Source organism: Vagococcus carniphilus, assembly GCF_014397115.1.
Taxonomy (GTDB): domain Bacteria; phylum Bacillota; class Bacilli; order Lactobacillales; family Vagococcaceae; genus Vagococcus; species Vagococcus carniphilus.
Genome location: NZ_CP060720.1, coordinates 890,354 through 915,461 on the forward strand (window position 1 = coordinate 890,354; position 25,108 = coordinate 915,461).

A 25,108-nucleotide genomic window follows, 5' to 3' on the forward strand; every position below is an offset into this window, starting at 1 on the left:
AAAATGGAGGATAAATTATCATGGAATTAAATGCTATTCAAATGATATTAGTCATTATCGTTGCATTTTTAGCAGGTATGGAAGGAATTTTAGATGAGTTTCATTTCCATCAACCAGTTATTGCATGTACGTTAATCGGATTAGTTACAGGACAACTAGTTCCTTGTCTTATTTTAGGTGGTACCTTACAGTTATTGGCACTTGGTTGGGCAAACATTGGGGCTGCTGTGGCACCCGACGCTGCTCTAGCTTCAGTAGCATCAGCAATTATTTTAGTTTTAGGTGGACAAGGTAAAGCAGGAGTAGATTCAGCTATCGCATTAGCTATTCCTTTAGCAGTAGCAGGTCTTTTATTAACAATTTTATGTCGTACAATTGCAACAGCATTCGTTCATTTTATGGACGCTGCGGCTAAAGAAGGAGATTTCAAAAAAATCGAATTCTGGCACATTATGGCTATTGGTTTACAAGGTATTCGTATCGCAATTCCAGCAGGTCTTATTTTAGCAATTGGTGAAGGTCCAGTGAAATCTTTACTCTTATCTATGCCAGAGTGGTTAACAAAAGGTTTAGCAATTGGTGGTGGAATGGTAGTAGCTGTTGGTTTTGCAATGGTTATTAACATGATGGCAACAAAAGAAGTATGGCCATTCTTTGCTTTAGGTTTTGTTATTGCAACAGTTTCAGAAATTACTCTTATCGGACTTGGTGTAATTGGTATGTCACTAGCTCTTATCTACTTAGCCCTTTCTAAACAAGGTGGCGGCTCAGGTGGTAATGGGGGATCTAATACTGGTGACCCTGTCGGCGATATTATAGATAACTATTAAAAGGAGGGGACAAAAAAATGACAGAACAACATAGAATTGAATTAACTAAAAAGGATCGTAAGTCTGTTTTCTGGCGTTCAACATTTTTACAAGGTTCTTGGAACTATGAACGTATGCAAAATGGTGGTTGGGCCTTCTCAATGATCCCAGCGATTAAGAAATTATATACAACAAAAGAAGATCGCGCAGCAGCATTAGAACGTCACTTGGAATTCTTTAATACTCACCCATATGTAGCTTCACCAATTTTAGGTGTAACCTTAGCTCTTGAAGAAGAACGTGCTAATGGCGCTCCTGTAGATGATGCAGCTATTCAAGGGGTTAAAGTTGGTATGATGGGACCTTTAGCAGGTATTGGGGATCCAGTATTCTGGTTCACAGTTAAACCTATTTTAGGTGCATTAGCAGCAACTTTAGCGATTAGTGGTAATATCTTAGGACCAATTATTTATTTTGTTGCATGGAACTTAATTCGTATGGCATTCATGTGGTATACACAAGAATTTGGTTATAAAGCAGGATCAAAAATTACAGAAGATTTATCTGGTGGTATTCTTCAAGATATTACTAAAGGTGCCTCTATCCTCGGGATGTTTATCTTAGGTTCCTTGGTTAATAGATGGGTATCTATTAATTTCACACCAGTTGTCTCTAAAGTAAAATTAGATGATGGTGCTTTTATTGATTGGAAGAACTTACCAAATGGAATTGAAGGAGTTAAAACTGCGTTAGAACAACAAGCAGCAGGCCTTTCACTTAGTGAGTTCAAAGTAACAACATTACAAGATAACTTAGATAGTTTAATTACTGGGTTAGTTGGGCTTCTATTAACATTATTATGTATGTGGTTACTTAAGAAAAAAGTATCTCCTATTGTTATTATTTTAGGATTATTTGTTTCAGGTGTATTATTACACGTTATTGGTTTAATGTAATTAATCGTTTAAATAAAGTAAAAGTGAGACAAATTCAACAAGTGATTTTGTCTCACTTTTATATTTTTCTTTTAAGACTCTTTTTTATGAATTGTATTAACTATGTTATAATTTTTTTAGAAAGCATTTAGGAACGGAGTTGAATAGTCATTGGTACAATCAATTAATACAAAAGTAGATGTAGTAGAAAAGGCAACTTCTTTTTTAGGTATGGCAGACTACGGTAAAATTATGGTTGGCGATAAAGGGTTCGAGTTCTACAATGAGCGAGATGCTAAGAACTTTATCCAAATTCCATGGGAAGAAGTAGATATCGTTATTACTTCTGTTATGTTCAAAGGGAAATGGATTCCACGATTTGCTATTAAAACAAAGCAAAATGGTACATTCACTTTTTCTACGAAGGATCCTAAAAAAGTGTTGCGAGCTATTCGGGTTTATATCACTCCAGACCGAATAGTTAAGTCCCTCAGTTTTTTTCAAGTTCTACAAAGAAGTGTTAAAAATATTTTTACGAAAAAAAATAAAAATGAGTAATTCTTTCAGGAATATGAGAGGATTGCTCTTTTTTATTAGGTGAAAATGAGAGAATAAATGAACAGAATATTCTTTTATTAACCGGTTTCATTCAAAAAATAAGGATATTTCTGCTTTAAATTTGAATAAATGAATTATTTTTGTTGCATTAAGATTAAAATTAATATATGATTGTTAGCATATTCTAATTTAATTTTAATATTAATGATATCTGAATTTAAGGGGGAACTTATTATGAAAACGAAAAAAATGTTATACGTTGGTTTGCTTTCAACAGTTGTTTTATCATTAGCAGCGTGTGGAGGCGGTAATGGAAAAGAATCATCAACTAAAGAGAGTGGAAAATCAGATGGTAAAGAAGTATTGGCTGAAAAGCAAGAATTTTCTGTCAATGTTCAACAAGAGATGCCTTCAGCAGATTTATCACTTAACACAGATGTAATTGGTTCAGTTGCTTTGAATAATGTGTATGAAGGAATTTATCGTTTAGATAAAGATCAGAAACCACAACCTGCAGGAGCAACAGAAAAAGCTGAAGTCAGTGAAGATGGGTTAGTATATAAAATTAAATTACGTGAAGATGCTAAATGGTCAGATGGAAAACCTGTAACGGCAAAAGATTATGTTTACGGATGGCAAAGAACGGTTGACCCTAAAACAGCTTCTGAGTATGCCTCATTACATGAATCAGTTAAAAATGCAGCAGACATTACAGCAGGGAAAAAAGACAAGAGTGAGCTTGGTATTAAAGCAGTGAGTGATTATGAATTAGAGGTTACTTTAGAAAAAGCAACACCTTATTTTGATTACTTATTAGCCTTTACAACTTACATGCCACAACGTGAAGACATTGTAGAAAAATATGGTAAAGAATATACAACTACAAGTGAAAAAGCTGTTTATAATGGGCCATTTAAATTAGCGGATTTTGATGGACCTGGAACAGATACTGAGTGGGCTTATGTTAAAAATGATGAGTATTGGGATAAGGATACAGTTAAATTAGATCGTATTAATGTAAGTGTTGTAAAAGAAGCTTCAACTAGTTTGAATCTTTTTGAAAGTGGCAAAGCAGAAGATATTATTTTAGCTGGTGAGTTAGCTCAACAAAAAGCTGATGATCCTCAATTTGTTAGTGAAATGAAAGCTTCATCTCGTTACATTGAATTAAACCAAAGAGATGATAAATCTGAATTTAGAAATGAAGATTTAAGAAAAGCTATCTCTTACGCGATTGATCGAGATGCGTTAGCTAATCAAATTTTATCTGATGGTTCTGTTGCTTCAACTGGATTAGTTCCTAAAAATGTAGCTGAAAGTCCAAAAGACAAAAAGGATTTTTCTAAAGAAGCTGGAAGCCAATTAGAGTATGATAGCAAGAAAGCGAAAGATCACTGGAAGAAAGCTAAAAAAGATTTAGGAAAAGATAAAATTGAAGTGGATTTATTAGCTTCAGATAACGACTCAACTAAAAAAGTTATCGAGTTCTTAAAAGGTTCTCTGGAAGAAGAATTACCAGGATTGAAAGTTAACTTAAGCCCTGTACCATTTAGTGTACGTTTGGATCGTTCTAATAAGGGTGATTTCAGTATGGTTTATAGCGGTTGGATTGCAGATTATCCAGACCCAAGTAGTTTCTTAGATTTATTTGGAACAGAAAACCCATATAACAGAGGTAAATTCTCTAATAAAGAATACGATAAATTATTAGAAGATGCTGCAACAACTCATGTGAATGACCCTGAAAAACGTTGGGATGACATGATTAAAGCAGAACAATTAGTAACAAAAGAAGTTGGTGTAGTTCCTGTGATTCAAGAGGCAGAAGCTCACTTACGTTCTGATAAAGTTAAAGGTGTGGTATCACATCCGGCAGGCGCAATGTTCGATTACAAATGGACTTATAAAGTAGATTAATCTACTAACAGCTATTTTTAATCATAGAGTTTAGTTAAGCAACAATAAAAGGATAATAGTTATCTTCAAAAGAAAACAAAAAATCCTATAACTCAAGTTATAGGATTTTTTTTAATATTAGGCAATTAGGGCAAGGATTAAACTGGTTACTAACAAACTAACTCCAATGATAAACCAAAAAACAGGTTTTTTCTTAAAAATTTGAGAAAAGGGAACGTATTCCTTAGGTTCATTATTTTTTCTTAATTGGATAAGATGTTTCATATTTTTTTGAAATAAGTCAAAAAAACCAGAAGATAGAACTAGAATAAATCCTCCTACTATTAAAAAGAAAAGAGCGAACATAAAAAAGTTATCAGATAGATACTTTAAAGTTATTTCTTTTTTCGTTAACCAAGTTATTGCTGGAATAATAGAAAATAGGCCTATTAGGCAAATTGCTGTTTTTTTCTTATTGGTCATAATTACAATCCTTATCTGTTTGATTAATAAACTAACTCTAATTCATTTATTAATCGATGTCAAAATATTTTAAAGGGGGAAAAATAAATGAAAAATTTTGCGAAATATTTTCTTAAACGCGTTATGTTTATGTTAATTACCTTATGGTTGATTTCCACTATTACTTTTTTCTTAATGAAATTATTACCTGGTTCACCTTATGCCAATCAGGAAAAATTATCACCAGAACAAATTGAAATGTTAAATGAACAGGCTGGATTAGATAAACCAGTCATTCAACAGTATGGAATCTATATGGGCAACTTAGTAAAAGGTGATTTTGGAACGTCATTCCAATTTAAAAACCAACCTGTTTCTAAATTATTGAAGGAAAGAATAGGACCTTCAGTTCAGCTAGGTGCTCAGGCAATTATATTCGGAACCATAATTGGCATTATTTTAGGAGCTATTGCTGCTATGAAACAAAATACATGGGTGGATACAGTCGCCACGTTAGTCGCCATTTTAGGAAGGTCGATACCAAACTTTGTATTTGCTGTCCTATTGCAGTATTTCTTTGCGATAAAATTAGGCATCTTACCAATTGCTAAATGGGATCAAGGATTTGCTTCAACTATTTTACCAACCCTAGCACTTGCTATGTCACCGTTAGCTGACTCAGCACGTTTTATTAGAACAGAGATGGTTGAAGTTTTAAGTAGTGACTACATTGAGTTAGCAAGAGCTAAAGGTTTAAGCAGAATGCAAGTTGTTTTCAGACATGGATTAAGAAATAGTTTGATTCCACTGATTACATTACTTGGGCCTCTTGCAGTTGCTTTAATGACTGGTTCACTAGTAGTAGAAAATATTTTTGCAATACCAGGAATTGGTGAGCAATTTGTTAAGTCAATTATGACAAACGATTACCCAACGATAATGGCTGTAACAATTATGTTCTCTGCTATGTTAGTTGTAGTTATATTAATCGTTGATTTACTATATGGTATTGTAGATCCTCGTATTCGAGTATCAGGAGGTGGCAAAGAATAATGGAAAAAATTGATATTCAACATATTTCAGAAGATAAATTTAAACCAATCTCTATTCAAGATAATTTAGATAGAGAAAAAATTAGTGCCCCTTCTTTAAACTTTATTCAAGATTCTTGGAGACGATTGAAAAAAAATAAAGGTGCAGTTGTTTCACTTATTTTACTAGGAATTATTTCGATTTTAGCGTTTGGCTCAATTTTTGTTTCACCGCATGATCCAACTAAACAAAATCCTAAGTATATCAACTTGCCTCCAAAAATACCCGGTGTTAATATTGACGGATTTAATGGAACAGCAGTAGTTGGTGGGAAACGAGTGGATAAATATGAGCAAGCAAAAGTACCGGAGAATACTCATTTTTATTTAGGGACAGATGGCTTGGGAAGAGATGAGTTATCTAGATTGTTGATGGGAACAAGAATGTCACTTATTATTGCTTTTGTCGCAGCCTTTCTTGATTTAACCTTTGGAGTTATCTACGGGATGATCTCAGGAATGAAGGGCGGTAAAACAGATAATGTGATGCAGCGGATATTAGAGATTTTATCAGGTGTACCAAATTTAGTTGTTATGATTTTAATGTTAACAGTGTTTAAACCAGGTATGATGTCAATTATTTTAGCAATGATTGTAACAGGATGGATTACAATGGCTCGGATTGTCCGTGCACAAACGTTAAAAATAAAAGACCAAGAGTATGTTTTAGCCGCAACAACTTTAGGTGAGTCTAAAGCAAAAATTGCTATGAAACATGTGTTACCAAATATTTCAGGGGTTATTATTGTTCAGATGATGTTTAGTATTCCTTCTGCTATTTTCTTTGAAGCCTTTTTAAGTTTTATCGGTTTAGGGTTAACGCCACCAACAGCTTCTTTAGGAACATTGTTAAATGAAGGATATAAAACATTTAGATTTTTACCTCATTTGATGTGGGCACCTGCAATTACTTTATCAGTGATTATGATTTGTTTTAACTTATTAGCTGATGGATTACGGGATGCTTTTGATCCAAAAATGAATGATTAGGATGGTGATGAAAAATGGAGAAAGTATTAGAAGTTAAAGATTTAAATATTTCATTTGATACTTTTGCTGGTAAAGTTCATGCCATTCGTGGGGTAAACTTTGATTTACATAAAGGTGAAACACTAGCAATAGTAGGAGAATCTGGCTCAGGTAAGTCAGTAACGACTAGAACGATTATGCGATTATTAGCCAATAATGCAAACATAGATGAAGGCGAAATCCTTTTTAAAGGAGAAGATTTAGTTCATAAATCAGAGAAACAAATGCAGTCAATTCGTGGAAAAGACATCGCGATGATTTTTCAGGACCCAATGACATCTCTTGATCCGACAATGAACATTGGAAATCAAGTAGCAGAGTCATTAAGAAAACATAGAAAAATTTCGAAAAAAGAAGCATTAGAAAGAGCTCTTGATTTATTAAAACTAGTCGGGATTCCAAATGCGGAAAAACGATTAAAAAATTATCCACATCAATTTTCTGGTGGACAAAGACAAAGAATAGTTATTGCGATTGCACTAATTTGTTACCCGGAAGTATTAATTGCTGATGAGCCGACAACGGCATTAGACGTAACAATTCAAGCGCAGATTATTGATTTGATGAAGGATATTCAAAAGAAAATCCAAACATCGATTATTTTTATTACCCATGACTTAGGGGTTGTCGCCAATGTAGCAGATAGAGTGGCTGTTATGTATGGTGGTCGAATTATTGAAATCGGAACATCTGATGAGATTTTTTATAACCCACAACATCCGTATACGTGGGGGCTTCTTAGTTCGATGCCAACTCTAGAGACAAGTGAAGAAAAATTGTATGCTATTCCTGGATCACCACCAGATTTATTAGATCCACCAAAAGGAGATGCTTTTTATCCTCGAAATGAGTTTGCTATGCAAATTGATACAGAAGAAGCACCACCATTCTTTGATGTTTCACCAACTCATAAAGCAGCAACTTGGTTACTAGCACCAAATGCACCTAAAGTAACACCGCCTGCTGAAATAGTTCGTCGTCGTGAAAAATATAAAGAACGTTTTGGAGCATAGGAAAGGGGTGATTGGATGCAAGAGCTAAAAGATAAAAAAGTTTTATTAGATGTAAAAAATCTTAAACAACATTTTAATGTTGGAAGAGAAGATGAGGTAAAAGCTGTTGATGGGATTAGTTTTTCAATTTATGAAGGGGAAACATTTGGACTAGTTGGTGAGTCAGGCTGTGGTAAATCTACAACAGGTCGAAGTATTATTCGCTTGTATCATCCAACTAGTGGGGAAATTCAATTTGATGGTGAGGATATTGCTAAAATCAAAGGTCGTAAAAATTTGAATCAGTTTAGACGTGATGTTCAAATGATTTATCAAGATCCTTATGCTTCTTTGAATCCACGAATGAAAGTAAAGGATATTATCGCTGAGGGAATTGATGTTCATGGTTTAGCCAAAAATGATGAAGATCGAACTAATCGAGTTAATGAATTATTGAAAACGGTAGGTCTTGATCCAAGTCATGGAACTCGTTATCCACATGAGTTTTCTGGAGGACAAAGACAAAGAATTGGTATTGCACGTGCACTAGCTGTAGAGCCTAAGTTTATTATTTGTGATGAACCTATCTCAGCTTTAGATGTGTCCATCCAAGCTCAAGTTGTGAATTTACTGCAAGAATTACAAGAGCAACAAAAATTAACTTATTTATTTATTGCTCATGATTTATCTATGGTTAAATATATTAGTGATCGTATTGGAGTTATGTATTTTGGGAGATTAGTAGAGGTCGGAACAGCAGAAGAAATTTATAATTATGGTTTGCATCCTTATACTGAAAGTTTGTTATCTGCTATTCCATTACCAGACCCAGACTATGAAAGAAATCGCCAACGAATCACATACAAGCCAAATCAACAAGATACAAAGGAACGTAGTTTGCGTGAAGTTGGTCCCGAGCATTTTGTTTATTGTAGTGAAGATGAAGTTGAGATGTACAGGGATAAACTATTGAAGAAGAAAGATCAGTAGATATTTCCCCCGGCTACTGTTTCTTATAGATAAAAAAGACTGAAACCTGATAACTAGGTTCCAGTCTTTTTTCTATTCTATGGGAGCTTTGATTCTTTTTTCATAAGCATCTAACCATTCTTTTGTGATAGGGGTGATACTAGTTGTTTGATTTTCTCCTCTATTTGCCATGAAAATGGTTGGTTTTGTGGTGTCGTTTGCAACTGAAAAAGTAAATTCAACATTGGTTGCGACACCCCATTCTCCTTTTTTATTCATGGCAATTAAAGAAAAAGCACCTGCTTTACCGTAGCGTTTGGTTAGTAGGTCATGGAATGGATAAACGGTTTGATCACACGCCTCTTGTGGAGAAAGACCTTCTGACATTTTTCGAACAATTTCGTAGGAAAGGATTCCTTTCATCAAATCTTCTCCTAGTCCTGTTGCAGCAGCGCCACCAATTGTACTATCCACATAAAATCCTGAACCGGATAAAGGTGAGTCACCAACTCGTCCAGTTTTTTTCATGAAGAGTCCTGAGCTGGAAGTTCCAACTGACATAGATCCCATTTGATCCAGAGTTACAACTCCAACAGTATCATGGCCGTCATACGGATTTAACTGTTTACTTTTCATATCTTCTATCCGTTTTTCCCATATTTTTTTGGCTCGTTCTGTCAGCATCTCTTTTACTTCAAAACCTTCATCTTTTGCGTATTGAGTTGCTCCTTCACCAACTAAAAAGCTGTTAAATTTTTCCTCACTGAGTTTTTTAGCAACTGATATAGGGTTTTTTATATCCACAATACCTGCTACAGCACCAATTTGGAAGGTATCTCCATTCATAAAAGCGGCATCCATTTCTAGAATACCTTTTGCATTAGGAAGCCCACCGTATCCTACTGATTTATAAAAAGGATAATCTTCTACCTGTTTAATAGCAACTTCAAGTGCATCAGAGGCGTTTGTTCCAGATTCTAAAAGCTTAGTTGCTTCAACAACACTGTCATGAGCCATTCTCCAAGTTGCGATAGTACCAAAAGTCATCATCATCACTCCGTTCATTTATTTAATTAGTTCTGCTAAAAGATAGGTATATATTTCTAAATTTTTAAGTAAATCTTTTTGAGTCATGTACTCATTTTTGTTATGAGCAATTCCTTTTTGACCAGGAAAAGAAGGTCCAAAAGCAACAATATTAGGCATAGTGCGAGCGTATGTTGCTCCAGTTGTTGTGACAGGGGTACCATCTAAACCAGTTAATTCTTCGTAAACCTGTGTCATTGATTTAATCATTGGGTGATTTTTATCAAAAAAAGTTGCTGGAAGTTCCCTTTTGACATGAAGAGTAGAGGATTTGGGTAAAGATTTTTGTAACTTACTTAATAAATCCTCTTTTTTCATGGTAACTGGGTATCTAATAGATAGACCAAGCTTAATTTTATTTTCTTCAAATGTTAATTCAAAGGGGGTGAGTGACAAATCACCTGATTCTTGATCGTGATAATTTATCTTTAAACCAGAACCGTCATGTTGATTATGTAAACTATTATTTAGCCAAATTAAAAAAGAATTGAAGTCGCCTGAAACGAGATTTGTACTCACCATTTTATTAGCAAAAAGAGTAATCACATTTTCTCCTAAATCAGGAGCATTACTAGGTGCACGTTTTCCTTCAATTAAATATTTTTTTTGATTTATAGTTACTTCTAATCTATCAGGAATAGCACTTCTATCAAAATTCCCTTTAAAATAGGTAAGTGTGTCTAGAGAATTATCAGTAATAGGTGTTTCGATTTCTAAACGAATCATCCCCCGTTCCCCGTACACTGCAGGATACTTACAATCAGGTGTATAACCATATAATGGAGGATTTTCCTTTTCTAAATAAAGAGGAATATCAGCTGAACCACTTTCTTCGTCAGTTCCAAAAATAATTCGAACGGTTTTTGTTATAGGATAGTTTATTTCTTTTAAAACATATAATGCATATAGGTTAGCAATGATAGGTCCTTTATTATCTAAAACACCTCGACCATAAAAAATGCCGTTGTCTAGTGTTAAATCAAACGGTGGATAATCCCAACCATCTCCTTCAGCAACAACATCTAAATGTCCGACTATGCCAATGTAATTGTTATCGTCATCACCAAGCTGAGCGTAACCAACTGCATTGTTAATTATTTTTGTTTTAAATCCAAGTTCTTTTGAAAGAAGAATAGCTTCATCCAAGACAAGTTTTGGACCTAAACCAAAAGGAGCATTTTTTTCTGGAGTAGATTTTACGCTATTAATTTTCATGATACGTTTTAAACCTTTGTAAAAATCCGTTTCAATTTCAGCTAGTTTCTCTTTAAATAATGAAATATCCATATGTATCACTTCCTTAGATTTAAGTATATACTAGGTGGAAACACATTTGAACTATTTAGTTAAATAACTAAATAATAAGAGTAATAATCACAAATATTCATAAAAAGCTCTTTTTTTGCCAGAAATTTCCTAACCTTAAGAAAAGTTTGATAAGGCAGGTTTTTTAAAAAAGAGATATAGTATGAACATAATTGAGTAGTATAATAAATTTATAATACAGAGTTTACATATAGGGGGAAAAAATATGAAGAAAATAGGGTATGTGTACGCGTCTAGTGAGGAAAGTTATGTAAAAGAGCAGATTGAAGGGTTAAAAGCATTTGAAATTGAAACTGTTTCAATAGAAAAAGAAGATATGTCAGGTGTCGCTCAAAATGATGCTGTTTTAAAAGAAGTGGTAGAGAGTCTAGATTCTGGGGATGAATTAGTTGTCTATGAACTACGTTGTTTAGGGAAGTCTATTATTCAGCTAGCTGAATTTTTAAGCGATTTAAAAGAAAGAAACATTCAATTAATTGTAGTAAAAAAAGGTGCTGCATATAGTGATATTAAAGATGCTCCTTATGTTGAGATGATTTTGAAAATTGCTGAAATGGAAAAAATGATTATTCGTGAAAGAACAACAAAAGGATTGCAAGAAGCTCGCCGTAAAGGTCGTGTTGGTGGAAGACCAAAAATTTCGGAAGAAACAATCGAGCAAATTAGATATTTGTATAATAATAATCGATATACACTACGCCAAATTGCTGAAGAATGTAACATTTCATTAGGAACTGCGTATAAATACGTTCAAGAAAGATAATAAAAAAGTGAACTCAATGAGATTTATCCATCTCTTGAGTTCACTTTTTTTAGTTTAGTTGATCAAAATCATTGAAATATTTTCCATAACTTAAGTAAGTAGCAATCATCGTAGCAAAACCAGTTGTTGAGATGAGCATAAACATAACTACTATTTGATAACGAATAGCCGTTGTTGGATCAATACCAGCAAACATCAATCCACTCATCATACCAGGAAGGCTAACTAGACCAACTGTTTTGGTGCTATCAATACTTGGTGACATAGCGGTTTTAATACTTTCTCTAATAATTGGAAGCGTTGCTTGTTTTTTAGTTGCACCTAATGCCAATTTTTCTTGAACTTGTTGTTTTTGATCTGTAAATTTTGATTGCATGGTTCTATATCCAACACCAATAGCAGTCATTGCATTACTAGCAATCATACCGGTGATTGGAACAATTTGAGAAGGTGTCCATTTTAGAGTGCCAGATAAATAGAGAACGGTAAGTGAGACAAATGTTCCAACACCAATAGCAATAAGTGAAATTTGAAAACTGTTTTTTAAATGATTTGCTCTTTTTCCTGCATTATAAGCTGCGTTAAAAATAATAAAAAGAACCATGACAGTAGTTGTAATAACATTATCCAATTTGAAAATGGCACTTAGAACATAGCCGATAATAAATAATTGTATGACAGCTCGAATTGCTGCAATAAAAATGTCTTTACCTAATCCGAGCTTCTCTTTGTAATCAATAATAAGGGCGATTAAAACAAGTGAACTAGCAAAAAATAGAGAGGTATTTGAAATATCTAAATTATTCATTAATATCCTCCTTTATCGTTCCATTATCAATAATTAATTGTTGATTGGATGAAAGAAACTCTTCCTCATTATGGGTGACCCAAAGAATAGTTATCTGCTTATTTTGATTTAAGCTGTGGATAATATTATAAATAATTTGTCTGTTTTCATGATCAAGAGCACTAGTAACTTCATCTAATAAAAGAACTTTAGGTTGAAATAGTAGATTTCTAACAAAAGCTATCCGTTGTTTTTCTCCACCTGATAAAGAATCGATTGATTTATTAAGATAATCAGATGTTAATTTGACTGATTCGAGTAAGGAGATTGCTTTTGTTTCATCAAATGAAAGATTTCTTATTTCATATGGAAAAGTTAGATTATCGCGGACAGTTTCACCAAATAAAACTGGATTCTGGAAAAAATAGGAAACTTCTTTTCGGTAATCTGTGGAGAGATATAGATCTATTTTTTTGTCATTAAAGTAAATATCGCCACTTGTTGGTCTAATCATATTGGCAATTAATTTTAAAAGAGTACTTTTGCCACTACCTGATGGTCCGCTGATAGTTATTAAGTCTCCTTCTTTAACTTGAAATGAAATATTTTTTAATATATTTTTATCGTTAGCGCTATAGCTTAATTGATCTGTTTTTATAATAGTATTTGTCATTGTTAACCTCCTATAACCAGGACTCATTGTAGCATGCAGTCTTTTTTATTCTAAGTAAAATTACTTAAATGATAGTGATAGTCATCTTCATATGAGTAGTTGTTTATCGTTTTTTATAGTATATTTGAATAAGAAAATAAAAAGGAGGACAGGTAATGATTTATGATCAAGCAACAACAGTAGATATTCCTCAAATAAAAGCTTTATATCAAGAGTTGACGCAAAGAATTCATGAATTAGAACCTGATTTTTTTAAAGATGCTCAGCAAAGAAACTCTTTCTTTGAAGAGATGATCCTTTCCAAAAATTCAGATATACTAATAGTAAAAGATGGTGCCAATCTTGTAGGGTTAGCGATTATTCAATTACAAGAGACACCTGATTATCCCATTTTTGAAAAACACACATTTTGTTATTGTTTAGATCTTGTTGTCACAAAAGATTATCGAGCTCAAGGAATTGCTAGTAAACTATTATCACAAATTGAAGAGTGGGCTTATCAAAAAAAGGCAGAATATATTGAGTTAAGTGTTTTGAATAAAAATAAAAATGCTTTTAATTTATATCAATCAACTGGTTTTTTAGAAAAAATGACAACACTTTATAAAAAAGTAGATAAAAAATAAGAAATTCATTACGAAAATCTTGAAAGTAAGTGCTTGATAGAGTAGGATATCAAAGAAGGATTAAATAGAATTAAGTGAGGGATACCCATGCAAACAAAAAATGAGCGCCCCGTTGTAATAGGAGTCACAGGTGGTTCAGGAAGTGGTAAAACAAGTGTTAGTCGTGCAATTTTAAATGCTCTACCAAACCATTCAATCTTACTTTTTGAGCAAGACTCTTATTATAAAGATCAAAGTCACTTGTCATTTGAAGAAAGATTAAATACAAATTATGATCATCCCTTGGCGTTTGATACAGATTTGTTGATAGAACATTTAAAACAATTGATGTCTTATCAATCGATTGACAAACCAGTTTATGATTATGAGGCTCACACAAGAAGTGCAGAAGTTGTACATCAAGACCCTAAAGAAGTCATTATTTTAGAAGGTATCTTAATTTTAGAAGATGAGAGATTAAGAGATTTAATGGATATCAAAGTATACGTTGATACTGAAGATGATATTAGAATTATTCGTCGAATTAAACGTGATATGGAAGACAGAGGTCGTTCATTGGATTCTGTCATAGAGCAGTATCTAAATGTTGTGAAACCGATGCATCATCAATTTATAGAACCAACCAAAAAATACGCTGATATAATTGTGCCAGAAGGTGGCGAAAATCAAGTAGCCATTGATTTATTAACAACAAAAGTAAGAAGTATTTTAGAAAATTAATTTTATTTTCTACTATAATAGATAGAAATAAGGAGGAATTAACATGAGTCAATTTCCACAATTAAATTTAGAAGAAAATAAGGTGACAGCTGTCATTAAAACAAACAGAGGGGATATCAAAGTAGCTTTATTCCCAGAGCAAGCACCTAAAACTGTAAAGAACTTTATTGAGTTAAGTAAAAAAGGTTACTATGATGGAGTTATCTTCCATAGAATTATTCCTGATTTTATGATCCAAGGTGGCGATCCAACTGGAACAGGTATGGGTGGAGAAAGTATTTACGGAGCAAAATTTGAAGATGAGTTTTCTAAAGATTTATTTAATTTAAGAGGAGCTCTATCAATGGCTAACGCTGGTCCTAATACTAATGGTAGTCAATTCTTCATCGTTCAAAATCAAAATGTACCAGCTAACATGTTAGGTCAACTTGAAGGAGCAGGTTTCCCTGAAGAAGTGATTGAAGCTTATAAGAATGGTGGAACACCATGGCTAGATTTCAGACATACTGTTTTTGGTCATGTAATTGAAGGAATGGATGTTGTTGACGAAATGTCATCTGTCCAAAGAGATCCACAAGATCGACCTTTATATGATATTACAATTGATGGTGTTGAAATAAATGAATAATCAAAAAGATTGAGAGTATAAATGCTCTCAATCTTTTTTTATGATAAACTATTGATGAATTATATTTAAGGAGATGGCATTTATGGAATATAAAATTGGCATGATTATTTCTGGGAAAATAACAGGTATCCAACCTTATGGAGCATTTGTCTCTTTAGACGGAAATCATCAGGGGCTAATTCATGTCTCTGAAGTTAAGCATGGATTCATAAAAAATATTTCTGAAGAACTAGAAATAGGTCAAGAAGTTACTGTAAAAGTAATTGATATAGATGAGTACACTAAAAAAATTAGTCTATCATTAAGAGTGTTACAAGAAACACCACCTGCTGTGTATAGAAAGAAAAAATATTTTACTAATAAAAATAAAAAAATAGGATTTGCTAGTATTGAAGAGCGTTTAGATAAGTGGACGCAAGATGCTCTAAAAGAAACCTTGGAAAATAACTGATTTCTTTCTGAAAATATGTTATACTTCTTTTTGTTGATCAAATTAAGCATTAAACCAATCAAACTTAAGAGGTGGAATATGTTGACACAAGCAAAAGTAGCTGGAACAGTTATTCTTAATCAAGAGAATGGACATAAAAAGTTTCTAGTTAAAAAGGAACACGATCATGTTGAGTTTGTTATGACAGAAGTTGATGCAAATTATACAAGTTTAGCTTGTATTTTAAATGAAATCAGAGATGAAGTTCATTTGAATACCACTGATATGGATTTAGTCGAATTGACTAATATTAATGTTGGCAATGTTAAGATGCCGCTTTTTGTTTTTAGTTTAGATGAGGAAAAAAATAATTTGAGTTTCGAACAAGAACAATTCACTTGGGAAGAACCTTCTACATTAAGAGAAGTTCTTCAAAATTTTCAAATAAGTGGTGTTCCATATTTAAGTTAAAAATATTTTATTTTATTGTTGACTTATTTTTAAAAAATTGTTATTATATAAAAGTTGATTGAAACAGCTTTGTAACAAACGTTATGAAAAAATAAAAACAAAAAATATTGTTGACATATTTTTAATAACATGTTATTATATAAAAGTTGTTACGACAACGTAATTAAAAAGAGATAGATCTTTGAAAACTGAACAAAGTAAGACAAACCAAATGTGTAGGGCGTTTTTACTTCTAGTAAAAACAAACCATATTTAGTGAATAACATTCGCTAGCAAGTTTTAAAATTAATGAGCTAAACATCGCAAGATGTTAATCAACTTTTATTGAGAGTTTGATCCTGGCTCAGGACGAACGCTGGCGGCGTGCCTAATACATGCAAGTCGAACGCTTTGATTTTCACCGGAGCTTGCTCCACCGAAAATCAAAGAGTGGCGGACGGGTGAGTAACACGTGGGCAACCTGCCCAACAGAGGGGGATAACACTTGGAAACAGGTGCTAATACCGCATAATTTGTTTTTCCGCATGGAAGAATAATAAAAGATGCTTCGGTGTCACTGTTGGATGGGCCCGCGCTGCATTAGTTAGTTGGTGGGGTAACGGCCTACCAAGACCATGATGCATAGCCGACCTGAGAGGGTGATCGGCCACACTGGGACTGAGACACGGCCCAGACTCCTACGGGAGGCAGCAGTAGGGAATCTTCGGCAATGGACGAAAGTCTGACCGAGCAACGCCGCGTGAGTGAAGAAGGTTTTCGGATCGTAAAACTCTGTTGTTAGAGAAGAACAAGTGAGAGAGTTACTGTTCTCACCTTGACGGTATCTAACCAGAAAGCCACGGCTAACTACGTGCCAGCAGCCGCGGTAATACGTAGGTGGCAAGCGTTGTCCGGATTTATTGGGCGTAAAGCGAGCGCAGGCGGTTTCTTAAGTCTGATGTGAAAGCCCTCGGCTCAACCGAGGAAGGTCATTGGAAACTGGGGAACTTGAGTGCAGAAGAGGAGAGTGGAATTCCATGTGTAGCGGTGAAATGCGTAGATATATGGAGGAACACCAGTGGCGAAGGCGACTCTCTGGTCTGTAACTGACGCTGAGGCTCGAAAGCGTGGGGAGCAAACAGGATTAGATACCCTGGTAGTCCACGCCGTAAACGATGAGTGCTAAGTGTTGGAGGGTTTCCGCCCTTCAGTGCTGCAGTTAACGCATTAAGCACTCCGCCTGGGGAGTACGGCCGCAAGGCTGAAACTCAAAGGAATTGACGGGGGCCCGCACAAGCGGTGGAGCATGTGGTTTAATTCGAAGCAACGCGAAGAACCTTACCAGGTCTTGACATCCTTTGACCACTCTAGAGATAGAGCTTTCCCTTCGGGGACAAAGTGACAGGTGGTGCATGGTTGTCGTCAGCTCGTGTCGTGAGATGTTGGGTTAAGTCCCGCAACGAGCGCAACCCTTATTGTTAGTTGCCATCATTCAGTTGGGCACTCTAGCGAGACTGCCGGTGACAAACCGGAGGAAGGTGGGGATGACGTCAAATCATCATGCCCCTTATGACCTGGGCTACACACGTGCTACAATGGACGGTACAATGAGTCGCAAGACCGCGAGGTTTAGCTAATCTCTTAAAGCCGTTCTCAGTTCGGATTGTAGGCTGCAACTCGCCTACATGAAGCCGGAATCGCTAGTAATCGTGGATCAGCACGCCACGGTGAATACGTTCCCGGGCCTTGTACACACCGCCCGTCACACCACGAGAGTTTGTAACACCCAAAGTCGGTGAGGTAACCTTTTGGAGCCAGCCGCCTAAGGTGGGATAGATGATTGGGGTGAAGTCGTAACAAGGTAGCCGTATCGGAAGGTGCGGCTGGATCACCTCCTTTCTAAGGAATATTACGGAAAACACATTGGTACTTACTTTGTTCAGTTTTGAGAGATTTATTCTCTTGTTTTTATATCTCTAAATAGGGGCCTTAGCTCAGCTGGGAGAGCGCCTGCCTTGCACGCAGGAGGTCAGCGGTTCGATCCCGCTAGGCTCCATTGGTGTCTTTGACACCATTTGTATTGTTCATTGAAAACTGGATAGTTGAAGTTAGACATCAACATTAATTTTTAACACACCGAGTTGATCAGTTTTATTAGTAAAATTGTGACACATAAATAGTTTTACTTGAATATCGCTATTTAAGTAAAATCAGAAACATCTAACTCATATATAGTTAGAAAAGGTTAAGTGAATAAGGGCGCACGGTGGATGCCTTGGCACTAGAAGCCGATGAAGGACGGGACTAACTCCGATATGCTTTGGGGAGCTGTAAGTAAGCTATGATCCAGAGATTTCCGAATGGGGGAACCCAGCATCTTTTATAGGATGTTACTTTCAAGTGAATACATAGCTTGTTAGAGGTAGACGCAGAGAACTGAAACATCTAAGTACCTGCAGGAAGAGAAAGAAAATTCGATTTCCTTAGTAGCGGCGAGCGAAACGGAAACAGCCCAAACCAAGAAGCTTGCTTCTTGGGGTTGTAGGACTCAGCTGTGGTAGCTGTTGTGGATAGTTGAATCGATCTGGAAAGATCAGCCGGAGCGGGTAAAAGCCCCGTAGACGAAATCGACAACACACCTATGAGTATCCTGAGTACGGCGGAACACGAGAAATTCCGTCGGAATCCGGGAGGACCATCTCCCAAGGCTAAATACTCTCTAGTGACCGATAGTGAACCAGTACCGTGAGGGAAAGGTGAAAAGCACCCCGGAAGGGGAGTGAAATAGAACCTGAAACCGTGTGCCTACAACAAGTCAGAGCCCGTTAATGGGTGATGGCGTGCCTTTTGCAGAATGAACCGGCGAGTTACGATTGCATGCGAGGTTAAGCTGAAGAAGCGGAGCCGTAGCGAAAGCGAGTCTGAATAGGGCGAGTGAGTATGTAGTCGTAGACCCGAAACCATGTGACCTACCCATGTCCAGGTTGAAGGTGCGGTAAAACGCACTGGAGGACCGAACCCACGTACGTTGAAAAGTGCGGGGATGAGGTGTGGGTAGCGGAGAAATTCCAAACGAACTTGGAGATAGCTGGTTCTCTCCGAAATAGCTTTAGGGCTAGCCTCGGAATTAAGAATGATGGAGGTAGAGCACTGTTTGGACTAGGGGCCCGTCTTGGGTTACCGAATTCAGATAAACTCCGAATGCCATTCATTTATGTCCGGGAGTCAGACAGTGAGTGATAAGATCCATTGTCGAAAGGGAAACAGCCCAGACCACCAGCTAAGGTCCCCAAATATATGTTAAGTGGAAAAGGATGTGAGGGTGCACAAACAACTAGGATGTTGGCTCAGAAGCAGCCATCATTTAAAGAGTGCGTAATAGCTCACTAGTCGAGTGCCCTTGCGCCGAAAATGTACCGGGGCTAAACATATTACCGAAGCTGTGGATAGAACCTTTTGGTTCTATGGTAGGAGAGCGTTCTAAGGGCGTCGAAGCTAGATCGTAAGGACTGGTGGAGCGCTTAGAAGTGAGAATGCCGGTATGAGTAGCGAAAGACAGGTGAGAATCCTGTCCACCGAATGACTAAGGTTTCCTGGGGAAGGCTCGTCCTCCCAGGGTTAGTCGGGACCTAAGCCGAGGCCGATAGGCGTAGGCGATGGATAACAGGTTGAGATTCCTGTACCCGTTTGTTTTGTTTGAACAATGGAGGGACGCAGTAGGTTACAAGTTCGCACTGTTGGATATGTGCGTTCAAGCAATAAGTCTTGATAAGAGTCAAATGCTTTTATCTCTAAGGACAAGTTGTGATGAGGAGGGAAATTTAGTACCAAAGTCTTAATATCACACTGCCAAGAAAAGCTTCTAGTTAGAAACAAACGGCCCGTACCGCAAACCGACACAGGTAGTCGAGGAGAGAATCCTAAGGTGAGCGAGAGAACTCTCGTTAAGGAACTCGGCAAAATGACCCCGTAACTTAGGGAGAAGGGGTGCTGAACGCAAGTTCAGCCGCAGTGAATAGGCCCAAGCGACTGTTTATCAAAAACACAGGTCTCTGCAAAATCGAAAGATGACGTATAGGGGCTGACGCCTGCCCGGTGCTGGAAGGTTAAGAGGATGGGTTAGCAATAGCGAAGCTCAGAATTGAAGCCCCAGTAAACGGCGGCCGTAACTATAACGGTCCTAAGGTAGCGAAATTCCTTGTCGGGTAAGTTCCGACCCGCACGAAAGGCGTAACGATTTGGGCACTGTCTCAACGAGAGACTCGGTGAAATTTTAGTACCTGTGAAGATGCAGGTTACCCGCGACAGGACGGAAAGACCCCATGGAGCTTTACTGTAGTTTGATATTGAATGTTTGTGACACATGTACAGGATAGGTAGGAGCCGTAGAGCTCGGGACGCTAGTCTCGAGGGAGGCATTGGTGGGATACTACCCTTGTGTTATGACCATTCTAACCCGCGCCACTTATCGTGGCGGGAGACAGTGTCAGATGGACAGTTTGACTGGGGCGGTCGCCTCCTAAAATGTAACGGAGGCGCCCAAAGGTTCCCTCAGAATGGTTGGAAATCATTCGTAGAGTGCAAAGGCAGAAGGGAGCTTGACTGCGAGAGCTACAACTCGAGCAGGGACGAAAGTCGGGCTTAGTGATCCGGTGGTTCCGCATGGAAGGGCCATCGCTCAACGGATAAAAGCTACCCTGGGGATAACAGGCTTATCTCCCCCAAGAGTTCACATCGACGGGGAGGTTTGGCACCTCGATGTCGGCTCGTCGCATCCTGGGGCTGTAGTCGGTCCCAAGGGTTGGGCTGTTCGCCCATTAAAGCGGCACGCGAGCTGGGTTCAGAACGTCGTGAGACAGTTCGGTCCCTATCCGTCGCGGGCGTTGGAAATTTGAGAGGAGCTGTCCTTAGTACGAGAGGACCGGGATGGACATACCTCTGGTGTACCAGTTGTTCTGCCAAGGGCATTGCTGGGTAGCTATGTATGGACGGGATAAACGCTGAAAGCATCTAAGCGTGAAGCCCCCCTCAAGATGAGATTTCCCATTTCTTTAAGAAAGTAAGACCCCTGAAAGATGATCAGGTAGATAGGCTAGGAGTGGAAGTGCAGCGATGTACGGAGCGGACTAGTACTAATCGGTCGAGGACTTAACCAAAATATCGGTGACAATGTTGAATATAACTAAAACATCCAGTTTTGAGTGAATAATCACTCAAAAAAATAAGTGTGGCGATGATGGCAAGAAGGATACACCTGTTCCCATGCCGAACACAGAAGTTAAGCTTCTTAGCGCCGAGGGTAGTGAAGGGTTTCCCTTTGTGAGAGTAGGACGTTGCCATGCTTATTATAATTATCCGGCATAGCTCAGTTGGTAGTAGCGCATGACTGTTAATCATGATGTCGTAGGTTCGAGTCCTACTGCCGGAGTTTAAAAGAGTAAATCAGTGATTTACTCTTTTTTTGTTGAATTTTTAAATAATAACATAAAAAAAAGCTATGAATCAATAATTCATAGCTTTTTTTATTACTATTTTTCACGAATTACTTCAATTTTATAGCCGTCAGGATCAACTATAAAATAATATGAAGGAGGAACACCAGGTAAATTTTTTAAATCAGTTAGGTTAAAACCAGCTTCTTTATGTTTTTGGTGTAGGCCTTCTAAATCATCTGTTGCAATAGCAATGTGACCATAACCATTTCCTAAATCATACCCTTCAGAATCATAGTTATATGTTAATTCTAATTCATAAGAATCATTTGGTAATGTTAAATAGACTAGAGTGAATTTGTTTTCTGGAAAATCCCTTCTTCGACTTTCTTTAAAATCAAATGCTTTTGTATAAAAATCAACAGAAGCTTCTAAATCTTTAACTCGAACACAAGTATGTGCCATTTTCATTTTGCAAAACATCCTTTCAATTCATTGATTAAATCATATCATTTTTAGTAAAATCATTCTAGTTATTTACTCAAAATTACTTGATTAGTCGTAGTAATAATGATAAGATACTACTACGATTGGTAGAGTAAAAGAGTAGGTGAATAAAAATGATTAGTAGTGATATCATTCGAGGATATAATGATTCAATTATTTTATCAATATTAATTGATGGGGATTCTTATGGTTATGAGATATCTAAAAAAATAAGAACAATTACAGATGAAAAATACATTATCAAGGAAACAACTTTATATTCAGCTTTCACACGATTAAAAAAAAAGGGATTTATAACATCTTATCCAGGTGAAGAAACATTTGGTAAAAAGAGAACATACTACAAAATAACATCTGCTGGGCTTGCTTTTTATTTAGAGAAAGAAAAAGAATGGCAAATTACTAAAGAAGTAGTCGATAAATTTTTAGGAGGAAAATAAAATGATAGCAATTGAAAATTATGTTGAAACGATGTTTATGAATTTACCTGAAACAGAAGAAATTCAACATTTAAAAAATGATATCTTACTAAATATGATTGAAAAATATGAAGAGTTAGTTAGTCAGGGAATGACTGAAAATGAAGCTATTGGTTCAGTTATTTCAGAATTTGGTAATGTAGATGAATTATTAAATGAATTAGAAATAAAAAAAGAAACAAAGAATAACAATATTTTTAAAAATGATTTTCCTACTTTAGATCTAGATGAGATTGATGAGTACATAGCAATTAAGAGAGAAACAGCTGTTGGTATTGGACTAGGTGTTATTGGTTGTGGTATGGGAGTAGCTGCGATTTTAATGGGATTACAATTTAATCTTATTATAATAGGAATCATAACGTGTATTGCAATTGTAGCAATCTCTGTGGGATTATTTGTTATGAATGGATTAAAATTGAGTAAATTCAATCATTTAGAAAAAGGATTTTTCCTTAATCATAGAAATAGAGAGTATATTGTAGCGGAAGATAAAAATTATACTAAATCATTCACTATGGCTTTGGTTATAGGAATTGTTATCTGTATTTTATCCTCTATACCTGTTTTAATTGGAAGCCAGAGAGCAGACTATATTCTACTCTATACTGCTGTGACAGTTGTTATATCGACTATTGGATGCTTCTTCTTAATTTATGCTGGATGTGTTAAATCTAGCTATTCTTTTTTATTGGAAAATGCGATAGATGAGTCTATTTCTCAAAAAGAATTAGATCGAAAAATTTTCTGGAAGAAATTTAATGATAGTTTTTGGTTAATCATTGTAGCTGTTTATTTATTAATTAGTTTTGTATTTAATAATTGGTCGATTTCATGGATAATCTTCCCAGTTGCAGGCGTTTTATTTGGCTTATGGGTGAAGGAGAATTAAAATGAATAAAATTATTAATAGAGAAAGTATGAGCTACTTAATATTTGGTGTGCTGACGACAGTTGTTTATTTTGTAACACGTTTCACGGTTATTGCAATAACAGATAATTCAATGTTAGGAGTTGTTTTAGCACAAGTTACAGCCATCCTATTTGCTTATATTACGAACAAGATATTTGTTTTTAAGAATAAGGAATGGGGATTTAAGCAGGTTTTAAAACAACTGTTTGGTTTTATAGTAGGACGACTATTTGTTTTTGGATTAGACGTTGGGATTACCTTTTTAACAGTTGAAAAATTTCCTGATTTTTTTATTCATCTATTATTTTTAGATAAAATTAATTATGAATTTGTCCTGTTTAGTAGTTCATTGACTAAACACTTTATCGGTAGCTCAAAATTATTAAATGAGTTTATCTTCGCTCTTTTTGTACAAGTCTTAGCAATTGTTATTAATTATATTATCTCTAAAAAAGCAGTATTTAAAAAAACCGTGTAAGTTATTAGCTTACACGGTTTTTTAATTGTTATAAAATGCAAGTGAAATTGTTAAATCATAGTTGATGAAATCTTTTATGATTTTAATTTCTCCAGATCTATTTCGGTAAACACGTTTATAAGTTCCACCTAAAATAGTCGGGAAAACTTGTATATTGGCGTATTTTTTAAGTAATAAATCTGCTTTGTAGCTGTCTTCTAATGCGATAAAACCAAGCATCATTTCATCTTGATTATCTCCTGTTGTTCCTAAAAAAATACCGATTCTATTACTATCGGATTTAGGATCATAAAGAACCTTAGCATAAGTATTTGGAATTAAATTATCATATAACTCAAAAATGTTTCTTTCCTCATACTCTTCAAAATTATTAACTAAATCATCATTAGTTACACCGGCATAATAACTTGAAAAGAAGTTATTAGCTTTTAACTGTTGAATGGTTTCAAATAAAAGCTGTTGTTTTTCGCCATTATACAGTAGATTAATTTTTGTGTGAAGATATTCTTTATTACGAATAGAGGACATACGATGAATTTCATCGGAAGAGCCATGATTTTCATTTGTTTTTTTACGTTCTCTTGCTGTTGTCTCTAAATAATTACTTGGACGCCTTTTTTTACGTTTTTTTCGACGTTTTTTATTATCAAGAACATCGTAATATTCTTCATCTTCATCATAACTAATTTTTTGTGCAGACTTACTTTTTAATTTCGTTACATCTTTTTCTGCACGATAATAAAGATTTTTAATTTCAGTTTGGTACAACAAAATAGCTGCTAAAATTAAGGCAACACTGGAAATAAGCAAGTAGGCCCACCACATCCATGAATTGTTGAAGGTTAAAATTAAGGCGATTATCCAAAAAGCGAATACAAATCCCCCTACAATTTTCAAATTTCTCATAATTTTTATAGCCCACCTAATCAAACTTTTTCTATACATCTATTTAACCACAGTTTATTCATTAAAACAATCTATCTCCCAAAAATATGACTAGTAAAATAAATATCGATTTTAGTGAAATAATACTGGTTTGTCTGTATAATAGAAAGGAGTCTTATTAAGA

24 protein-coding genes, 2 tRNA genes and 3 rRNA genes are annotated in these 25,108 nt (G+C 35.6%); 22 read left to right on the forward strand and 7 right to left on the reverse strand.

Annotated features, from left to right (window positions below; all coding sequences use genetic code 11):
* Positions 1-20 precede the first annotated feature (20 nt).
* From H9L18_RS04455 to H9L18_RS04470, 4 genes are all read left to right on the forward strand, one after another.
* Complete coding sequence (locus H9L18_RS04455; protein WP_126790629.1) at positions 21-830, forward strand: PTS mannose/fructose/sorbose transporter subunit IIC; 810 nt, start codon at positions 21-23, stop codon at positions 828-830.
* Between the two features lie 17 nt (positions 831-847).
* On the forward strand, positions 848-1,765 hold the full coding sequence (locus H9L18_RS04460; protein ID WP_126790627.1) for a PTS system mannose/fructose/sorbose family transporter subunit IID: 918 nt from the start codon (positions 848-850) through the stop codon (positions 1,763-1,765).
* A 150-nt stretch (positions 1,766-1,915) separates the two neighbouring features.
* Positions 1,916-2,302 (forward strand): DUF956 family protein, encoded by a 387-nt coding sequence (locus tag H9L18_RS04465; RefSeq protein WP_126790625.1) that lies wholly within the window; start codon positions 1,916-1,918, stop codon positions 2,300-2,302.
* Positions 2,303-2,536: 234 nt separating this feature from the next.
* On the forward strand, positions 2,537-4,219 hold the full coding sequence (locus tag H9L18_RS04470) for a peptide ABC transporter substrate-binding protein (protein WP_126790623.1): 1,683 nt from the start codon (positions 2,537-2,539) through the stop codon (positions 4,217-4,219).
* Positions 4,220-4,336: 117 nt separating this feature from the next.
* Here the strand turns inward: H9L18_RS04470 and H9L18_RS04475 are convergent, their stop codons facing one another.
* On the reverse strand, positions 4,337-4,681 hold the full coding sequence (locus H9L18_RS04475; RefSeq protein WP_126790621.1) for a DUF3899 domain-containing protein: 345 nt from the start codon (positions 4,679-4,681) through the stop codon (positions 4,337-4,339).
* Between the two features lie 87 nt (positions 4,682-4,768).
* On the opposite strand from H9L18_RS04475, the gene opp3b reads away from it, so the two are divergent.
* The 4 genes from opp3b to H9L18_RS04495 are packed head-to-tail and all read left to right on the forward strand — an operon-like array spanning position 4,769 to position 8,762.
* The gene (gene opp3b / locus H9L18_RS04480; RefSeq protein ID WP_126790619.1) at positions 4,769-5,713 is read left to right on the forward strand and encodes an oligopeptide ABC transporter permease; all 945 of its coding nucleotides are present in this window, start codon (positions 4,769-4,771) and stop codon (positions 5,711-5,713) included.
* Complete coding sequence (gene opp3C, locus H9L18_RS04485) at positions 5,713-6,741, forward strand: oligopeptide ABC transporter permease (protein ID WP_126790617.1); 1,029 nt, start codon at positions 5,713-5,715, stop codon at positions 6,739-6,741. Before opp3b ends, opp3C begins: the two co-directional genes overlap by 1 nt.
* Before the next feature lie 14 nt (positions 6,742-6,755).
* Positions 6,756-7,793: an ABC transporter ATP-binding protein gene (locus H9L18_RS04490; protein ID WP_126790615.1), complete on the forward strand. Its 1,038-nt coding sequence runs from the start codon at positions 6,756-6,758 to the stop codon at positions 7,791-7,793.
* Positions 7,794-7,808: 15 nt separating this feature from the next.
* Positions 7,809-8,762, forward strand: a complete 954-nt coding sequence (locus H9L18_RS04495) for an ABC transporter ATP-binding protein (protein WP_126790613.1) — start codon at positions 7,809-7,811, stop codon at positions 8,760-8,762.
* Positions 8,763-8,834: 72 nt separating this feature from the next.
* Here the strand turns inward: H9L18_RS04495 and H9L18_RS04500 are convergent, their stop codons facing one another.
* Positions 8,835-9,788, reverse strand: coding sequence for a glycosylasparaginase (locus tag H9L18_RS04500; RefSeq protein WP_126790611.1), 954 nt, complete (start codon positions 9,786-9,788; stop codon positions 8,835-8,837).
* Positions 9,789-9,806: 18 nt separating this feature from the next.
* Entirely contained in the window at positions 9,807-11,114 is a 1,308-nt protein-coding gene (locus H9L18_RS04505; RefSeq protein ID WP_126790608.1) for a Sapep family Mn(2+)-dependent dipeptidase, read from the reverse strand.
* Between the two features lie 244 nt (positions 11,115-11,358).
* Here H9L18_RS04505 and H9L18_RS04510 point away from each other — a divergent pair, with 244 nt between their 5' ends.
* A complete protein-coding gene (locus H9L18_RS04510; RefSeq protein WP_126790606.1) occupies positions 11,359-11,916 on the forward strand; it encodes a recombinase family protein in 558 nt (185 codons plus the stop codon).
* Between the two features lie 49 nt (positions 11,917-11,965).
* Here the strand turns inward: H9L18_RS04510 and H9L18_RS04515 are convergent, their stop codons facing one another.
* Positions 11,966-12,724, reverse strand: a complete 759-nt coding sequence (locus H9L18_RS04515; protein WP_126790604.1) for an ABC transporter permease — start codon at positions 12,722-12,724, stop codon at positions 11,966-11,968.
* Positions 12,717-13,376 carry an ABC transporter ATP-binding protein gene (locus tag H9L18_RS04520; protein WP_126790602.1) on the reverse strand — a complete coding sequence of 220 codons (660 nt, stop codon included), beginning with the start codon at positions 13,374-13,376 and terminating at the stop codon, positions 12,717-12,719. Before H9L18_RS04520 ends, H9L18_RS04515 begins: the two co-directional genes overlap by 8 nt.
* Before the next feature lie 155 nt (positions 13,377-13,531).
* On the opposite strand from H9L18_RS04520, the gene H9L18_RS04525 reads away from it, so the two are divergent.
* The 10 genes from H9L18_RS04525 (at position 13,532) to H9L18_RS04570 (ending at position 21,658) form a co-directional block, all read left to right on the forward strand.
* Positions 13,532-14,002 (forward strand): GNAT family N-acetyltransferase, encoded by a 471-nt coding sequence (locus H9L18_RS04525; protein ID WP_126790601.1) that lies wholly within the window; start codon positions 13,532-13,534, stop codon positions 14,000-14,002.
* A gap of 87 nt (positions 14,003-14,089) precedes the next feature.
* Complete coding sequence (udk, locus tag H9L18_RS04530; protein ID WP_126790600.1) at positions 14,090-14,722, forward strand: uridine kinase; 633 nt, start codon at positions 14,090-14,092, stop codon at positions 14,720-14,722.
* Positions 14,723-14,765: 43 nt separating this feature from the next.
* Positions 14,766-15,350 (forward strand): peptidylprolyl isomerase, encoded by a 585-nt coding sequence (locus H9L18_RS04535; RefSeq protein WP_126790599.1) that lies wholly within the window; start codon positions 14,766-14,768, stop codon positions 15,348-15,350.
* An 82-nt stretch (positions 15,351-15,432) separates the two neighbouring features.
* On the forward strand, positions 15,433-15,801 hold the full coding sequence (locus tag H9L18_RS04540; protein ID WP_126790598.1) for a CvfD/Ygs/GSP13 family RNA-binding post-transcriptional regulator: 369 nt from the start codon (positions 15,433-15,435) through the stop codon (positions 15,799-15,801).
* Positions 15,802-15,879: 78 nt separating this feature from the next.
* Complete coding sequence (locus H9L18_RS04545; RefSeq protein ID WP_126790597.1) at positions 15,880-16,251, forward strand: hypothetical protein; 372 nt, start codon at positions 15,880-15,882, stop codon at positions 16,249-16,251.
* A gap of 320 nt (positions 16,252-16,571) precedes the next feature.
* A 16S ribosomal RNA gene (locus H9L18_RS04550) occupies positions 16,572-18,129 on the forward strand.
* An 84-nt stretch (positions 18,130-18,213) separates the two neighbouring features.
* Positions 18,214-18,286 (forward strand) — tRNA-Ala (locus H9L18_RS04555).
* 187 nt (positions 18,287-18,473) lie between these two features.
* Positions 18,474-21,386, forward strand: a 23S ribosomal RNA gene (locus tag H9L18_RS04560).
* Positions 21,387-21,456: 70 nt separating this feature from the next.
* Positions 21,457-21,572 (forward strand): 5S ribosomal RNA (rrf, locus tag H9L18_RS04565).
* Together the 16S, 23S and 5S rRNA genes with 2 tRNA genes alongside form the textbook arrangement of a ribosomal RNA operon.
* Positions 21,573-21,584: 12 nt before the next feature.
* Positions 21,585-21,658 (forward strand) — tRNA-Asn (locus H9L18_RS04570).
* Between the two features lie 100 nt (positions 21,659-21,758).
* Here the strand turns inward: H9L18_RS04570 and gloA are convergent.
* Positions 21,759-22,133, reverse strand: a complete 375-nt coding sequence (gloA, locus tag H9L18_RS04575) for a lactoylglutathione lyase (protein WP_126795153.1) — start codon at positions 22,131-22,133, stop codon at positions 21,759-21,761.
* Between the two features lie 149 nt (positions 22,134-22,282).
* Between gloA and H9L18_RS04580 the strand changes: the two genes are divergently transcribed.
* From H9L18_RS04580 to H9L18_RS04590, 3 genes are read left to right on the forward strand one after another with little or no spacing between them, the layout of a single operon-like run.
* Entirely contained in the window at positions 22,283-22,609 is a 327-nt protein-coding gene (locus H9L18_RS04580) for a PadR family transcriptional regulator (protein ID WP_126795151.1), read from the forward strand.
* 1 nt (position 22,610) lies between these two features.
* The gene (locus H9L18_RS04585; RefSeq protein WP_126795149.1) at positions 22,611-23,540 is read left to right on the forward strand and encodes a permease prefix domain 1-containing protein; all 930 of its coding nucleotides are present in this window, start codon (positions 22,611-22,613) and stop codon (positions 23,538-23,540) included.
* A 1-nt stretch (position 23,541) separates the two neighbouring features.
* Positions 23,542-24,039, forward strand: coding sequence for a GtrA family protein (locus H9L18_RS04590; protein WP_126795147.1), 498 nt, complete (start codon positions 23,542-23,544; stop codon positions 24,037-24,039).
* Positions 24,040-24,060: 21 nt separating this feature from the next.
* Here H9L18_RS04590 and H9L18_RS04595 read toward each other — a convergent pair whose 3' ends face one another.
* Positions 24,061-24,945: a phage holin family protein gene (locus H9L18_RS04595; protein WP_126795145.1), complete on the reverse strand. Its 885-nt coding sequence runs from the start codon at positions 24,943-24,945 to the stop codon at positions 24,061-24,063.
* Positions 24,946-25,108: the final 163 nt, after the last annotated feature.